Consider the following 15,437-nt stretch of genomic DNA (forward strand, 5'->3'; position numbering starts at 1 on the left):
GCTTGTGCCGGTCCGCGCCTGAGGGTGGGTGCACGCCCCGGCAGTAGGCCGCAGGTAGGGACGTCCCGGTCAAGGCTCGAGGAAAACAGCAGGGATAGAGACGGAAAATAAATCTGTCCCCGTTTCCGGGTCGTCAACGCGCTCAAAGCCAAGCAGCTCACCAACATCCGTGCTGCCGGGACCGACGAGAACATCCAGCTGACCCCGCCGATCCGCATGACGCTGGAGCAGGCCATCGAGTTCATCGATGACGACGAGCTGGTCGAGGTCACCCCGGAAAACATCCGTATCCGCAAGAAGTTCCTGCTGGAACACGAACGCAAGAAGGCCGCCCGCGCCGCTTCGGCCTGAACGGGGCCAGAGCGGAGAACCGAGAGGTCCAGCCGGCCGGTGCTGACGTCGCGGGTGCAGTCACCAGCATTCGCCTGAGTTGTCGTTGGCTGCTGCGCCGCGTTCCCCGCGTTCGTTCAGGGTCAGGGTGCCGCACTGGGTGTCGCGGCTGGCCTGTACGCCTTGGGGTACGGCCTCGAGCCGGAAGGCGGCTCGTTCGACCTCGGCCAGGCGGAAGTCATAGCGTTCCGGCATGCCGCTTTCGTTCATGCAGCCACGCTGCGGCAGGTCGCCTTCGTAGCTCATTTCGCGGGTGTATCGGCGCTCCATGGACTGTGCTGTTTCAGTCAGGCAGCCTGCGGCGTTGGCGCGCCAGGTGTTGGTGACGTGGTTTTGGTAGGACGGGTAGGCGATCGCGGCCAGTATCGCCACCACCGCGACCACGACCATCAGCTCGATCAGCGTGAAGCCTGCTGGAATGAACCGGGCCCGAGTGTTCATTGTGCACGCTCCATGTGGACGATCCTGCCCTTTACGATCCTTGCCACCACGCGACTACCGATGACTGGCTGGCTGCCATCCTGATGGCCTCGCCCAGGCGGGGCCGGGCGCGGTGCGCGCGGATGCAGACGATACCGCTCGCCCGCAATGATCACGATGTCTTCCCCGGGCAGGTGTCGTTCCAGCACCCCCTCGACTGTGCGCTCCTGTGGCAGATAGGCAGCGGCGTGAATGGGGGCCAGCGAGAGGCTGCCCAGCAGTACAGCAAGGACGCGTCGACGGGCAAGGGTGGTTGGTTTCTCGGGTGTTTTCATCCGTGTTCTCCCGCGATTGCCGCTTACCGGAGCTGGCGCCAGCTGCGCCAGGTAAAGCCTGGCCGTTCCTCGTCCGGCATCTGCCAGACCTGCCCCTCGGATCCGGTCGGCAGCTTGTATTCGCGGTCACGGCGCTCGGTGTCCTCGACTACGGTCGGGCGGGTGGGGATACCGACCGGAGAGCGAATGCCGTGCGCAGGGATACGGACCGATTCGACGGAGCCATCCTCGTTTTCGGTCTCGACCTCGACGAAGCTCTCGTCGCCAAAGCCCTCGCCGCTGAGGTCCCAGGGCGACCGCTGCAGGCGCCCACCCCCGAAGGCGTCGAATTCCATAATCCAGCCCGTTCCACCGCCGACATCACAGGGATCATCACTGGGTTCCGGAATCAGGGTCGCGAAGACGACACGGTCGCCATGGCGGATCAGGGCATCTTCGACCACTCGCTCGCCCTGGAACCCGAATAGCGGTGAGACCAGGTCCATCACCCAGCCGGCATGGTTGTCTTCCATGGTGTGATCGCTGGTGACGCGCAGGTCGAATCCAAACGCATGCACCTCGTGCAGGATCTCCTGAGTCAGAAGCTCCGGGCGCGTTACGGATGCTTCGTCGGTATCGCGGATCCCGTACAGGCTTTGTACGCCGATGTTGTCCGGGTCGTTGTCGCCGACCTCGAAATACTGCCCGGTCCCAAAGAACAGATTGACGTGGCCGCTGTCGTCCCGAGCCACGGCCGGGCGTGCCGTGATGGGCTGTGGCACCCCGCCTGCATCGCGTGCCTGGAACAAGGGTGCGGTCTGCGTGCCAGTGGTCAGAAAACCGGGTGCCCCCCACTGCGCCGGGCCGTTACCACCCAGATCCAGCCGCCAGAGGTTGCCGCCCAGGTCTCCGGCATACACCCGGTCGATCCGGCGGTCACCATTGCTGTCGACAGGGACCGGGGTAAACATGCCGTTGTCGTCGCCGTTGTCGGGGTGGTTCGGTGTCCATTCGAGCAGCATCTCGCCGCTCAGGGTATCCAGGATGAGCAGCGAGGCCTGGCCTTGGCTGCTGCCGTAGCCGTTGGGGATGATCGTTACCCAGTCGCCGCTCGCAGCGCGTCCGAGGACCGGGTCACCGAGTACCCGGCCTAGCGAGGTGCTGAAGGCGTCATGCTCCGCATCGATCTCCCACAGTACCTCCTGTCGGTCGACATCCAGGGCGAATACACCGGTGCCCCCCGCGCCCTGGGAGGCAACGACGATCCGGCGCCATTCGGAGCCATCATGCACATGACCAAGGCGTGGCGAACCATCGAGCACGTAGCGACGATCATAGTTCGGGTGCGACAGCTCGGAGAGATCGTCGTACACCGCGTTCGGGATCAGCGCGAAAACCTCGCTTCCACCCTCGGACGAGCAGCCGCCAATCGGCTCGGGGACATCCGTCTGGCACGGCAGGCGGCCATCGAAGGCGTGAAACTTGCCGTCGTTGGCTCCGACCATGACCAGCGGACGTTCTGAAGACCAGGCCGTAAGGGCGTCCGTGTATGCCTCGCCCACACCCTCGAACTGTCCATACCCGAAATCCTGCGCATGCACGAACAGGGGGCGCGAATGCACGATGTCACCGAGCAGGCGTTGGCGGGGGCGGAACTGGTCTTCACCGAAGCCTTCGTGGGCCTGGTCGCCGCGCACCCAGTCGAGCCGGCGGGGGCCGTCCTCTTCGCCGCCCAGGGCATCCCGCTGGGTCTGCGTCAGGGCGTCGAACTCGAAGGGTACGGTGTTGCCCTGGCTCCAGGCCGGCAGGCCCTCTTCGGGGTCCGCTGCGGGTGCCCAGGTGATCAGGTTGCGATTCGTCGGCGCGGCCAGGTTGGATTCGGCATCCCACGCGGGGCTGGTATCGATCAGGCTTTCGTTGTCGGCAGCGGGGGCGAGCAGCCGGAAGGCGCGCAACTCGCCCGACCAGTCGCTGGAGTCAAAGCCAGCCTGGAAAATCGCGGATCCGGCCTGGAGGCTGGTGGAGTTGGCAGCCACGGCGGCCGAGCTGCCAGTCGCCTCCGCGATTACGCTCTCGAAGACGCGTGACATGGCGTCCAGCAGGCCGTCCTCGCTGGTCGCGTCATATGCGGAACCGGTACCACCGGAGTCGGCAAGAAGATCCAGCGGGTTCTCCGGCATGGCGTCGTCCAGTTCGCCGATGCCGGGGGGCAGCGCGAAGCCCACGATGTAGGTGTCCACGTCGGTTGTGGTGTGGAAATCCTCGATCGCATCGGACGCCTGGCGGATCGCGGTGGCCGGGTCGTCGCCCAGCTCGGTGCCGTCGGCCTGCACCGATGGCAGGCCGTCGGTGACCCAGACGGCGGCGTTGACATCGCAGCTACGCGGGATCTCGGGCGTGTCGAGATTCCCCTGTTCAGTCCCGAAGTGCTCGGTTTGCCCGAGGAAGTAGTCGCGCGCGGTGCGCATCGTGCCCTCGAGTGGCGTGAGACCGGCGGCGATCAGCGGCCAGTCCGGATCCACCAGGACATTGCCATCACCCGGTGACCAGTCGTGGCGTTGCGGTTCCAGCTTGCGCTCGATCGCTTCCCAGTGCTCGGGGTCGATGTTCCCGTCCGCGTCGAAACCTCCGATCGGAACATGCAGATAGCCAAGCCCCGGCGAGTGATTGGCACGCCATTCCGGCTGGTTGAGCTGGGAGAAGATCATGTGCTCGCCCCAATGCGTGACGCCGCGCTGGCGCATGCTGTCGGTCAGGGTTCCGAGCAGGTTCAGCGGAATCTGGTTCGAATAGACGGGCTGCTCGCCGGGACCCGCGGTGACATCGCGGTAGCAGTCGAACGGAAACAGATCGTCTTCGGTGAAGTTTCCCGCGTATTCACAGAACCAGGTTTCGTCGTGTACCGGAAAGCCGGTCGCCCCGTCCTCCGCCGTGATCCACTGGTAGCCGGGGACGGCCACGTTATAGAAGACCCACACATCGTCGCGGGTGGGATGTGGCTCGCGAAAGCGCTTGATGTCCGAATCCCACGGGCCCTCGTGGTCTGGATCGTAGAAGGCGGGCTCGGGTGTAGAGGCGTAGCGCACGTCATGCGGGCGGTGGACCAGGCGCCAGAGTACGGTGCCCAGGTCGGCCGGGTCGTCGACCGCGCTGATGAAGACGTCGTTGCGGGCATTGCTGGGCGGATGCTGCTGATAGGCCATCAGTCCCAGGTTGATACGGCCCCGGTATTCATTGATCAGACTGCGCCCAACACGCTTGACGATGCTGCCCTTGCTGTCTTCGTAGCGGGCGCCGGCCGGGCAGGCCTCCGGGTCCAGGTCCTCGCCCGGAGCACACTGATCCCAGTCCAGGGCGACCCGGCCCTGGCTCAGGCCCTCCTGCATGCTGTCGGAGTTATCGAGGATCAGCAGTACGTTGGGCGGCAGGCCCGGCCCGGTGAGGAACAGCGGCTTGTTGGCGACCTGTGCCGTCACGCTCGCTGGCATACTGGCCAGCGCGAGGCCCAGCGCAGCCGCAACCAGGGCGCGGCGGGGTGCAGCTCTTGGTGTGGAGGTTCCTGGCGTCATGGGCATCCTTGCGTCATGCGGTGGCCGGGGGTTAGTGGCGGAAGGTGGCCTGCAGGATCACGACAGCCTCGGGTGATCCGCCCTGCGCGCGTACCGTGATCCGGTAGAGATCCTGATTGGGCAGGGCTTCGTCTGCGGCGAGTGCATCCACCGGGGGAACGGGCACGGCCTCGATGTAGTAGCGCGGCATCGCGTACAGCCCGAAGCTCTCCGCGTCCGGCGGGGCATAGGCCGTTCCGCCGCCGTTGGCGAGGCGTTCTTCCCAGGCGAGAGGGTCGGCTGGCGCGTCCACGGGCTCCGCCGCTGCACCTGGATCAAGATTCATCTGGCCATGCCGCAGGGCCGCCTCGGCGGCCTGAAATGCCAGGTTGCGATCCAGCATGTTGCCGGTCATGCGCTCCTGGAGAATGGTGTTGCGCATGCCGGTAACGGCGATCAACGTGATTACCAGCAGCAGTACCAGGCCGACGATCAGAGCCGAGCCCTGCTGCCGATGCCGAGGGGGCGCGCTTCGAGGTGTCGTGTTCATGGTCATTCCAGCCGGTTGCGCGTGGCGACGGTGGTGGTGAACACCAGATACAAACGCCGGTCCGGCGCATCGAACAGCTCGTTGGCGAAGAGCAGCCCGGTGCGGGGCTGGTCCACCACGTTGTTGTCCAGCCCGTTGTAGACGAGCAGATGGACACGCACAGCCGCGACCTGGGCCCAGTCGCTATCACTCCAGCTCGCGGTGTTGCTCGCGGCCACGAAGCGATCGATTTGCTGGTTGTCGTTGGTGTCCTGCCCAAACTCCAGGCGCAAGTCATACACGCCTTCGGCGATCTCGCGGCGCACCGGGTTGCCACTGCTGTCCGTATCCGCCGTGCTGCGGCGGAACAGGCTCGCCACGCCTGGGCTGGCGGAAGATTCGGCGATGTAGTAGGTGATCGTCTCCAGGCGCGAGACCGAAATGGTGGCAGGACCGGAGAAGTCCGTCAGGTCGCCCGCCACATTGCCGGGCGAGATGTTCGCGCCTGTCGCTCGGCTGAGTACACCCGGTTGGGCCGGTGCGTTCTGGAACAGCTCGCAGGTGGTGCCGGCCTGGTCGGCGACCAGCACGACCTCCCCTTGAGCAACATCGACGGTCTCGTCGGTGTTGATCGGCGCGGTGGTGTTCGGGACCGATACGGGTATCGATCCGATGGCGGTCATTCCGTGCAGGGTGAGCACATCGCCGCGCAAATGATCGTTCGGTTGTTCCGGTGGCAGAAAGGCGGATTCGACACCATGCACCCACGGATCGTAATCAGCGCTTGCCGTATCCAGAAGATTGTTGATGTTGCCGCCACGGCACCCCTGGTGACCGGCTTCCCGGGCATCGCGAGCGATCCGTTCAATCACGAAGCGTCCGGTTTCCTGCGCGCGTGACATCGCCTCCTGAGTACGCGACGTCTGCTGGGTGGAGACGAACAACGCGATCACTCCACCCACGATCAGCAGCCCCAGCACCATGGCGACCATCAGTTCCACTAGTGTGAAGCCGCGAATGCGCTGCCTGATTGAAGCGAATGACCGCGCGGTGCTCATATGCCGGTCCTCGTGACAAACACTTCAATGGGGTCTTCTCCGTCCTCTGCCAGGCGCCGGTTGTCCCAGCGAATGGTGATGGTGAACACATCGCCGTCGCGTTCGATTCGGCCCTGCCCCTCGGGCAGCGCGCAAGCCAGTGCCATCCGCCATTGCGCCAGGTCGGCACTCGCCAGATCACCCCCAGCCTCCGGGGCTTCGCAGACGGGGGGTGGCTGGAAATCCGTGTCATAGGCGCCATCCAGGGCGACCTCTCGATTCGTGCGCATGCGATCGGCGATGTCATAGGCGAGGTTGGTCGCCTGGGCGCGCATGTACGCGCCCTGGTTGAGCTGGAGTGCCTGCGCCTGCAAGGCCGCGAGCCCGATCACGCCAATGGATAGCACCACCAGCGCGACCAGCACCTCAATCAGAGTGACGCCGCGTGTGCGGGCGACGAAGAAAGCGGGGGATGAGCGGTATAACATCGCCGGCGCCTATTCCGGACAGTTGTCGGGTCGTGTCGACACGCGCCCGCCCGGCTCGACATGCAGGGAACGAGCGCGTTCGCCGCTGCAGCCTTGCGGCCATATGCGCATGGTGGCGTCCGTCGGTTCGGGGCTGGACTGGGCACCCAGTGCGTCGAAAGCGAGTGGGCCATTGGCCGCGACCTGTATGGTGCTGGCAGGGCCTGCCCAATGCTGCAACACGGTGCCCTGGCCGCAGTCGCTCGGGTCCTCGTCCATTGCATACACGCGTGTCTCCCAGCCGTCCTCCCAGTCGTTTCCGTCCGGGCACACGGCGGCGTCCAGCCCGCGGCGGACGGCCTCGCTACGGGCGAGGTTCAGGGCGCTGGCGAGCGCATTGGTGGTCGACGACGTACGGTGATTCTCCACGAGCGTGGAGAAGTGCGGGGCGGCCAGGCTGATCAGGATTACCAGCACGGCAATCGTGATCATCAGCTCCACCAGCGAAAATCCCTTTCGCCGGGTTTGTCGGATAGGCGTGTCTTCCATGACAGGCTCTTTTCTAGATGATCGGGTGGGCCGCGTGTAGACCTGTTCTAACCGGCGGTCCAAATACAGCAATGGACGGTGTCTTGATCACTTCAGCCGCATGTTGCTTCGCCCACTCGCGGCCGGCCAGTATTCGCCAGTACGATCGCCCGGCCCGAGCCTTCGCCCGCGCAGATGCGGATGGTCCCCATCAGCCATGCCCCGGAGAGTTGCTGTGACTGCCCAAGCGCGTCGAAGGTGATGTACTCCCGCGTCGGGGTGTTGCCAGCGATCTCCACGCGCGGGGTCTCCCGCCCCACGCGCAAAATCGCATCGGGGCCTGAGGGATGGGTGGCCAGCGCGGGGTTCTGGTAAAGAATCCAGCCGCCGTCCCAGTCGCTGCCCGGGGAACAGGTGGCGCCATCCTGTGACGTGCAAAGCGTAACCGGCGAGCCACGGCGAACCGCCTCGCTACGCGCCAGGTGCAGGGTGGTCAGAAAAGAGTTCGTCGCGCTGGTCACGCGATTCTGCTCGACCAGCTTGCCGAAAGCGGGCGCCGCGATGCCGATCAGCACCGCAAACACCGCCAGCGTCACCATCAACTCCACGAGCGTCAGCCCGAGCGCGTCCTTGCGCATGCCAGACTCCTCCATGAGTCGAAACGTTTGCTAACTGTAGCCGTGTCCGTAGAGGCGATCAAACCACTTTCTGCTCTTCGATGCCGTCTTTCGATGACGTTCTGCGGAGGAGACAAGGAAAACCTGGTCTCTCAATGGAGCCAGGCATTGGTGCATCTCGTTAGAGGCTCTTCCTTCCTTAGAAATAGGACCTATGGGCAGTCTGCATCTTCGTGCGCGACTGCAAAGTCAAACTGTAGCGCTTCGGTTTGGCTGATGCGGTCAAAGATGAGCACATTGTCGCCCGATTTCGTTACGGTTCCGCCGCCAAGTTCAGCCGTGCCTACGTCGCAGAGTTTGGTGTTTGGTCCAAGCGTCAGGATCATGTCGCTGGACCATGTCTCGCCTGTCCAGCCTTCCCAGTCGATGACGCACTCATAAGAAGTGATCGACTCGACCTCATTCCTTCCTTGTCCCAGAGACTCTCGGTTCGGTCCGCAGGTGGCGTAGACGCTGTCGAAGGTCAGGTCTTCCAATACTGGGCGGCTGTTCCCGGTGGGCGAATTAATCTGCTCGACGTTGCCGGCGACTAGGGTGGTTTCCTGGTCACCGGGTTGTGGCAAAGAGTCTCCGTCGTCTGTGCCGCAGCCCATGCCGCCCTCGTAAAGACAGACATGCCGGCCCGCGTTGTCCTCGAATGCACCTTCGCCATCTTCAAGGGCCTCGAAGCAGTCCCTCGGGCGATTATTTCCGCTCCGGAAGCGCGTAAGCATGAAATCGTGGCTTGTCAGGTTCTGGGCAACGTAGGTTGGGTTCTGGCTGTCCCCTTCGGCTGGAGTGATCCCGATGCCGATGGCTCGAATACCACTTGTTGTCTCGATGAACGAGCGGTAGAAGCGGTTCGAGCTTGTGCGTGGCTCGCGACTGTCCCAGGCGCTCGTTTCCTCCGCTAAGTGGTCGCCGACGCAGGAGCGGTCATTCGGGTTCGCATTCTCCTGGCGGACGATCCCCACGTTCCCATACCATCCCTCGCCAACGTAGCACTGGTAGTAAAAGTACGAGTACCCCGAGGCGCTATCCACGAAGGGCTTCAGAGCACTACCCAAGGGTTCCTGGCCACGGCGGGTGCAGAAGCCTGCGTCGGACGAAAGAACGCGCGTGACGACGGGATTCAGACTGATCGTTCCTCCGTAATACACCCGGCCGCTAATAGTGCTGAATAGCTCCCCGGGGTTGGTGGTGTCCATCGTCATAACCACTTCACCGTCACGCACGAGCTGAACTTCTCCGTCGCGCTGGCGGGTCTCGGTGCCGTCTTCGATGGACGTGCCTTCGATGACGTTGGTGACCGTGGTGACGTCGGTTCCCTCAAGCAGCTCTCCGCCTCCCATTCTCGCGCGGCCCGTTGGCGCATTAAGGAAGTTTCCACCTTCGGAATCCGCGCGCGCGGCTGCGACACTGAATCGGGGGTTGCTCCAGGCCACCGCCGTGCTGATGAGGACGCTCTGCGCGTCACCCCGCCGGTCAATCCAAGTGACGCGCACCTCGGGCTCGAAAAACCCGAAATCCGAGGTGTCTGGTAGGTTGCTCCATTCAAGCGTGTAGTCGGCGTTGCGCCCTGGCGCCTCTGTTCGGACATTCTCAAGCCGTCGATTGAGATCCGTTAGCGTCGAGGCGTTGCGCAGCTTTTCGATTTCCGTTTCCGCAATCTGCATCGCTTCCGCGCGAGCCTTTGAGTCCCCTGCACTCGAAAGCAGGTCGCCGTGGAGTCGTGCTATTGCCAAAAGGCCGACAGAGACCACCGCTATAGCGATCAGGGCCTCGATCAGCGATATGCCACAGACTCGGAATCTGGTGTGGTTGTGCATGTCCCGATCTCCTGCGGCACAGTAAAACATTCTAGGCGTAATCATTATTCGTTGACCCAATGCGTCCAGTCTCGCCAAGCACCAGATATGGCACCTCGTGCACCTAGTTCCGCCGCTCCTGACGCAGCCACAGGGTCGAAGACAAAGTACGGAGTGCCACCTGCATCGGTGGTGTCGCCTTGAATAACGGAGGCACCGTAGATGGTGGGCGTACCGCTTGCTCTTAGATTGCCACGGACGTATAGAACGCCATGTAACTCAAAATTCCCACGGAGCTGGGCGTCTCCTTCCACCACAAGTACTACAGGGTTGTCACGGTCTCCTACAGTTTCGTTAAGGTCGGCATCGCCGGTCATCCAGATGACCTCGTTGGTCATCCCGTCAATGTTGTCCGGGTCGAGTTGCGTGACCACGTTGTCCCGGTAGCTATTCGGCTCTTGGCCCATGAAATTCCGGAAAAAGTCGTCATCGGACAGCGAGCTGAGTTGAAGGTCCCCAGTGATGACGTCAGGACCGCGCATGTTTGCATCCGTGGTGCACACGTATACCGTTCCCACGCCGCACTGGGCGGGTTCGTCGGGGAGTGGGTCACTCTCGCGAAGCGGCGGGTGGTCCTGGTTGCGGATAAACGTGTTGCCGGGGTTGCCGGTGACATCCAGGTCCTGGCCGGACCAGATGGTCAGATTGTTGTAGGCGTTGAACACGCGGGCGCGGCCATTGGTGTTCACGCCACCACGCGTTGTAAGCGGATTGGTCGGCGGGTCGGCGAGAGAGGGTGCGCCACGGATGGTCGTGGTTACGCCCCGTCGTGCGCTCTGGTCGTCACTCCAGCCACAAGACCAGATGCCCGCGTTCCGCAGGCTGTCTGGCTGGCCAAGGGCCGTTGCTACCCCTGGAAAGTCATCGGGAGAATCGGGGCAGCCGGGAATCTCGTCCACGGCATCTGGACTTATAAAGGCAGAACGATAAAACACCGGTCGCTCTAACGTGCGGTCGTGTTCAAATATCTCGCTGACGTTGTCCTCGCCGTCCTGAGCAAAGGCAACCGCGAGCTCAAGCCCCGCTTGAGCGGCATTGGTGGTCTGCTTCATGCGGGTTTCATTGGCGGCCATGCGCTCTTCGAGGATGCTGGTCTGCGCTGTAAACAAGACAGTCAAAGTGACAGCAACCATGATGATCAAAGCGACCACCAGCGTAGCGAGTCCGCGTTGTTTTGCTGGGGGTGTGGTGAAAGGCACGTGGTTCATTAGTTGGCCTCCACCGCGAAGATTCGGTTATTTCGGACGCGAACACTTTCGTCGAAGGTTACCTGCGTGTTTCCGCTGGATCGGTCGGCAGCTTCAAGGGTGACCCGGATCTGACGGCTTTCGATCAGTACGTTGTCCCGATCGGGCTCGAGGGCTCCGTTGTAAGCCTGCTCGCAAAAGCTACGGCTCTCTTCTTCCGCTTCCCAAAATGCGTCGTCTTCTGTGTTTCCGCTGTCGCTACTAAGGTCCAGTGATGTATTGAGGCATGTCGAGCCTTCGGTGCTGAAGACCAGCGAGTTGACGCGAATTGTTCTGGGATCGGTTAGTGCTTCCCAACTGCCGTCTGCACAGCTCTCGGTGGTGGTCACATCAGATGACGCCAGGATCTGGATAACACCTGCTGAGTTAAGACGGTAGCCAAAGACAAACTGCCGGGACCCTATCAGGTCCGAAAGGTCGAACTCGAGAGATGCGTCTTCAGGGGCGTACTGGAAAGTCGGGTCGTAGCTCACCAGGATGCAGTTTGCAGTTCCGCCGTCATGGTCATGAATGGTGATGTTGCGGGTTTCGTCCATGAATGGGTTTTCTGGCATTCCGGTTTCTTCTGACACCTCGATACGGCTCGGATGTGAGTAGCCAGCTCGCCGGATGTCGCTAGCCATGAGGTCCATCGAAATTCGTGTATCTTGTGTCACCCGGGCTTCTGTAACGACAAAGGCGCTGCCGCGTATCACGGTGATGTACAGAGCAATAACACCCGCTACCACGATCGTCCCGACGAGGATTCCGATCATCAGTTCAACTAATGTGAAGCCTCGGCTAGGACGGATTCGGGGGAGGCAGCACTCTGGACGGAGTCGGGTGGTCAGCATGCTGGGTAAGCCCCCATTGTGCGATTCGTTCCGCAGGCACTTGGCCGCCCAATCGGATTAATCTGAACTTCCATCTGGAAACTGTTGGGTGACGAGGTGAATGCGATGGTTTCGCGTGACCCCGAGACCATGCTGCGGACATGGTCGAATCGTAATTCCTGGTCACCGGTCATGTTGATGTTTCGGTAGTCACTAGAAACGGTGGTTCGCAGGATGGGGTCTTCCTCGCCTGCTATCGTGATCTCGCACGCGTCACCCGCACCCGCGGGCTCAAAGCAGTCACAGCCGGCCGTCTGCGAGATGCCGTGGCACCAATCGTCACCATCGGTCTGACTCACGAACCAGATGTCCCGCCCCTGCTTGATTGCCTCGCTACGGGCGGTCTGAATCTGATCGAGGGCGCTTTCCGCCGCCCCGACCAGGCGGCGTTGCTCGGCCAGGTTGAAGGCTGGGACGGCTAGCGTAATCAGAATCACCAGGACGGAAATGGTGATCATTAGTTCGATCAGGGTAATCCCGAATTGGCGTGACAACTGGGACATGGGTGCTCCGGTCGGTGCGCGCGGCGCGCGTGTAGCGTTGTCTGTAGTATACGATTTGGCCCATGTACCCGGGGTGGCTGAGCGGCGCGATTGGCCACCGTTGGAGGTGCGTAATCCACCGTTCGCCTGTGCTAGGCATTGCAGTGGGGGGGGATGTGGTGAAATCAAAGACAGTCGTTTTCGCTCGAACGAGGGAGGCCGCCATGCGCCGCCAACAAAACAGACCCAAAGGTTTTACGCTGATCGAGTTGATGATTGTGGTGGCCGTGATCGCGATCATTGCCGTAATCGCCTATCCCGCTTATCAGAACCACATCCTGAAAGCGCAGCGTGCCGATGCGCACGACTCTCTGCTGCGGATTCAGCTCGAGCAAGAACGTTTCCGGGCAAACAACCCGGAATACGCAGGAAACTCCGAGCTGACCGAGAGTCGCCCGGTGGGGCTGGGGTTGAACGACGTAACGGATGATGGTCATTACAACCTGGCGATTTCCTCCTCATCCGGCTCCGGGTTTACTGCCACGGCGACCGCTACTGGGCGGCAGGCAAACGACAGCAGCTGCGGCACCATCACGTTGGAAGTCTCTGGTGGGCAGGCAGCGCGTACGCCGGAGGCGTGCTGGTAGCGCCCGCTATCTCGCCAGTCCGCAGGATTTTGTTCGTGAGAACGTGCTATCGGGGCGACAAGCCACCAAGCGGTGGCTTGTCTGCTTTTTGTGTCAGCAATGGAACGGTTTGGAAACTTGCGTGCCTATCTGGACAAGGGCTTTGTGCTGACGAGGTCCTCATTCCATGTGGTGAAAGGGCGCTATGACGGCTGAGGCGGCAACACGCAACGTTCAGGCAATGGAACAGGCGGATCTGCTGGATCTCCAGCAGCGAGCGGCGCGCAAGGTGCGGCTGGATGTCACGTTTCGTGACGAGGCGCGTTCGGGGGCGGTGACGCCCGAGTTGCAGGTGATTCCGGCGGGTGAGGGCGAGATCGGTTCGGATGCCTCGGAGTACGGGCATCAGGAACACGAGTCGCCGCGGCGTTATGTGGTGCTGGAGAGGCCCTTTGCGCTGGGCCGCTTCGCGGTCACGCGCGAGGAGTGGGACGCCTTCGCCGAGGCGACGGGCTGGGAGCCCTGGGACTGGCTGGTATGGCCGCGGACACCGCGCACGCCGATCTTTAACATCAAGCCGGCCAGCATCCAGCAGTATCTCGAATGGCTGAGCGAGGAGACCGGCAAGCGCTATCGCCTGCCCACGGAAGCCGAGTGGGAATACGCCTGCCGGGCCGGTACGCGTACGCCTTTTGCCTTCGGCGAGGTGGTGGGCTGCCGCGATGTGCACTTCAACTCCCTGTTCCCCTACGAGGAGCGCCGCCAGCGCCGCAAGTGGTACCTGCCCGCCTGTTTCCCGCTGTCCCGCCCGCTGGATGTTGGCAGCTTCCAGCCGAACCTGTGGGGCCTGTACGACATGCACGGCAACGTGCAGGAATTTACCTCCACCCCTTGGCATGATGACCATGCCAGCCTGCCGCGCGATGGCGTATACCGCCGCGATCCGGACAACGAGTGGGTCGTGGTCAAGGGCGGCTCCTGGTTCGACCCGGCAGTCGCCACCCGAAGCGCCGCCCGGCGTCGCCGCAACATCGACGAGATGGACACCAACCTCGGTTTCCGCGTCCTGCGGGAGCTGGATGATTAGGCGTTTGGTTGCCTGAGCACGATGCGTTTCGCCTTGCTCAACGCATCCTTGTGTCTTGCGGTTCACGGATCGCTACCATGGACCGCACCGGGCTCGGGGTAACCCGATCGCATCCTGAGGTCACGAACCTGTGCCGTAGATGGGCCCCCGAGTCCTTTTTCATCTCGAAGTTTGAACGGTATCCAAGCCCCCCGTAAGGGACGGGTGAGGCTGTACGGACAAGGCGAGAGGACGAGATGGCCCATATCGGCATTGATGTCAGCAAGAACAAGCTCGACTGCATGTGGGTCCGGGATCTGGAGGCGGGCAAGGTCAAGCCGAAGGTATTCCCGAACCGCCCGGACCAGTACCCGGAGTTGCTGCGCTGGCTGCAGCGCAACACGGGTGAAGCGCCCGAGACGCTTCAGGTGTATCTGGAAGCCACCGGCATCTATCACGAACCGCTGGCCTACTGGCTGCATGAGCAGGGGGTTCGGGTCCATGTGCTGAACCCGGCCCAAGTGCGCTTCCACGCCCAGGGCATGGGGGTGCGCAACAAGACCGACCGCAAGGACAGCATGATGCTGGCGCGTTACGGCATCGAGCGCGCGCCACGGCGCTGGCAGCCCGAGCCGCCCGAGGTGCGGGAGCTCAAGCGCCTGCTCAGCCGGCTGGAAGCCCTTGAGGAGGACATCCGGCGCGAGGAGAATCGCCTGGAGAAGGCGCAGTTCAGCGAGGACACCCTCGCCCAGGCGTCGATCGACAACGTGCTGCAAGCCCTGCGCGAGGAACACCGTCGGCTACAGCAGCAGATCGATGATCACTTCGACGCGCATGATCATCTCAAGCGGGATCGGGCCTTGCTGGAGAGCATCCCCGGCATCGGCCGGGTGTTGTCGGCGTCGATGGCCGCGACGTTGCGCAGCCGTGCGTTCACGAGTGCTCGGCAGGCGGCGGCGTTCCATGGGCTGGTACCGGTCCTGCAGGAGTCCGGGACCTCGGTCCAGCGACCCCCGCGGCTGGCGAAGGCCGGCTCGGGGCGGCTGCGCAAAACGCTCTACATGGCCGCTGTGGTGGCCACCCGCTACAACCCGGACGTGCGGCGCCAGTACCACCGCCTCCTGAGGCGGGGCAAAGCCAAGATGGCCGCCATCGGGGCGGCCATGCGCAAGCTCCTGCACATCGCCTTCGGCGTCCTCAAGTCGCAAACCCCGTATCAACCCCGAAATGACACGCCTTGCACCTCATAGGGCAAGACGGTATCTACGGTTGGGTGGCGATGCGTAGGGTGCACTGAGCGCAGCGAACTGCACCATTAGTTTGCTGCTTACCGTTAAGCGTTATATTCTGTTTCCATGATCAGAAGCTTTCGGTGTAGGGAAACCCG

15 protein-coding genes and 1 pseudogene are annotated in these 15,437 nt (G+C 62.7%); 4 read left to right on the plus strand and 12 right to left on the minus strand.

What is annotated here, in order from left to right:
- Positions 1-129 precede the first annotated feature (129 nt).
- Positions 130-351: pseudogene (locus TK90_RS14535) on the plus strand (GTP-binding protein TypA); the annotation flags it as partial.
- Positions 352-411: 60 nt separating this feature from the next.
- Here the strand turns inward: TK90_RS14535 and TK90_RS00995 are convergent.
- From TK90_RS00995 to TK90_RS01050, 12 genes are all read right to left on the minus strand, one after another.
- The gene (locus TK90_RS00995) at positions 412-831 is read right to left on the minus strand and encodes a type IV pilin protein (protein ID WP_012981622.1); all 420 of its coding nucleotides are present in this window, start codon (positions 829-831) and stop codon (positions 412-414) included.
- Positions 828-1,145: a hypothetical protein gene (locus TK90_RS01000; protein WP_012981623.1), complete on the minus strand. Its 318-nt coding sequence runs from the start codon at positions 1,143-1,145 to the stop codon at positions 828-830. Before TK90_RS01000 ends, TK90_RS00995 begins: the two co-directional genes overlap by 4 nt.
- Before the next feature lie 23 nt (positions 1,146-1,168).
- Positions 1,169-4,693: a pilus assembly protein gene (locus TK90_RS01005; RefSeq protein WP_012981624.1), complete on the minus strand. Its 3,525-nt coding sequence runs from the start codon at positions 4,691-4,693 to the stop codon at positions 1,169-1,171.
- A 31-nt stretch (positions 4,694-4,724) separates the two neighbouring features.
- Positions 4,725-5,222, minus strand: a complete 498-nt coding sequence (locus tag TK90_RS01010; protein ID WP_012981625.1) for a PilX N-terminal domain-containing pilus assembly protein — start codon at positions 5,220-5,222, stop codon at positions 4,725-4,727.
- Between the two features lie 2 nt (positions 5,223-5,224).
- Positions 5,225-6,259, minus strand: coding sequence for a PilW family protein (locus tag TK90_RS01015; RefSeq protein WP_012981626.1), 1,035 nt, complete (start codon positions 6,257-6,259; stop codon positions 5,225-5,227).
- The gene (gene pilV, locus TK90_RS01020) at positions 6,256-6,726 is read right to left on the minus strand and encodes a type IV pilus modification protein PilV (protein ID WP_012981627.1); all 471 of its coding nucleotides are present in this window, start codon (positions 6,724-6,726) and stop codon (positions 6,256-6,258) included. Before pilV ends, TK90_RS01015 begins: the two co-directional genes overlap by 4 nt.
- 9 nt (positions 6,727-6,735) lie before the next feature.
- On the minus strand, positions 6,736-7,254 hold the full coding sequence (locus TK90_RS01025; RefSeq protein WP_012981628.1) for a GspH/FimT family pseudopilin: 519 nt from the start codon (positions 7,252-7,254) through the stop codon (positions 6,736-6,738).
- Between the two features lie 92 nt (positions 7,255-7,346).
- Positions 7,347-7,871 (minus strand): GspH/FimT family pseudopilin, encoded by a 525-nt coding sequence (locus TK90_RS01030; RefSeq protein WP_012981629.1) that lies wholly within the window; start codon positions 7,869-7,871, stop codon positions 7,347-7,349.
- Between the two features lie 191 nt (positions 7,872-8,062).
- Complete coding sequence (locus tag TK90_RS01035) at positions 8,063-9,718, minus strand: hypothetical protein (protein ID WP_012981630.1); 1,656 nt, start codon at positions 9,716-9,718, stop codon at positions 8,063-8,065.
- Between the two features lie 44 nt (positions 9,719-9,762).
- Positions 9,763-10,965: a PilX N-terminal domain-containing pilus assembly protein gene (locus tag TK90_RS01040; RefSeq protein ID WP_012981631.1), complete on the minus strand. Its 1,203-nt coding sequence runs from the start codon at positions 10,963-10,965 to the stop codon at positions 9,763-9,765.
- Entirely contained in the window at positions 10,965-11,837 is an 873-nt protein-coding gene (locus TK90_RS01045; RefSeq protein ID WP_012981632.1) for a prepilin-type N-terminal cleavage/methylation domain-containing protein, read from the minus strand. The genes TK90_RS01040 and TK90_RS01045 overlap by 1 nt, the downstream gene beginning before the upstream one ends.
- Positions 11,831-12,379 carry a GspH/FimT family pseudopilin gene (locus TK90_RS01050; protein ID WP_012981633.1) on the minus strand — a complete coding sequence of 183 codons (549 nt, stop codon included), beginning with the start codon at positions 12,377-12,379 and terminating at the stop codon, positions 11,831-11,833. Before TK90_RS01050 ends, TK90_RS01045 begins: the two co-directional genes overlap by 7 nt.
- 203 nt (positions 12,380-12,582) lie before the next feature.
- Here TK90_RS01050 and TK90_RS01055 point away from each other — a divergent pair, with 203 nt between their 5' ends.
- The 3 genes from TK90_RS01055 to TK90_RS01065 all read left to right on the plus strand — a co-directional run bounded on the left by TK90_RS01055 (position 12,583) and on the right by TK90_RS01065 (position 15,300).
- Complete coding sequence (locus tag TK90_RS01055) at positions 12,583-13,005, plus strand: type IV pilin protein (protein ID WP_012981634.1); 423 nt, start codon at positions 12,583-12,585, stop codon at positions 13,003-13,005.
- A gap of 184 nt (positions 13,006-13,189) precedes the next feature.
- Positions 13,190-14,071: an SUMF1/EgtB/PvdO family nonheme iron enzyme gene (locus TK90_RS01060; protein ID WP_012981635.1), complete on the plus strand. Its 882-nt coding sequence runs from the start codon at positions 13,190-13,192 to the stop codon at positions 14,069-14,071.
- Between the two features lie 236 nt (positions 14,072-14,307).
- Positions 14,308-15,300, plus strand: coding sequence for an IS110 family transposase (locus TK90_RS01065; RefSeq protein WP_012981636.1), 993 nt, complete (start codon positions 14,308-14,310; stop codon positions 15,298-15,300).
- The last annotated feature ends 137 nt before the right edge of the window (positions 15,301-15,437 follow it).

It is taken from the genome of Thioalkalivibrio sp. K90mix (assembly GCF_000025545.1).
Taxonomy (GTDB): Bacteria; Pseudomonadota; Gammaproteobacteria; order Ectothiorhodospirales; family Ectothiorhodospiraceae; genus Thioalkalivibrio.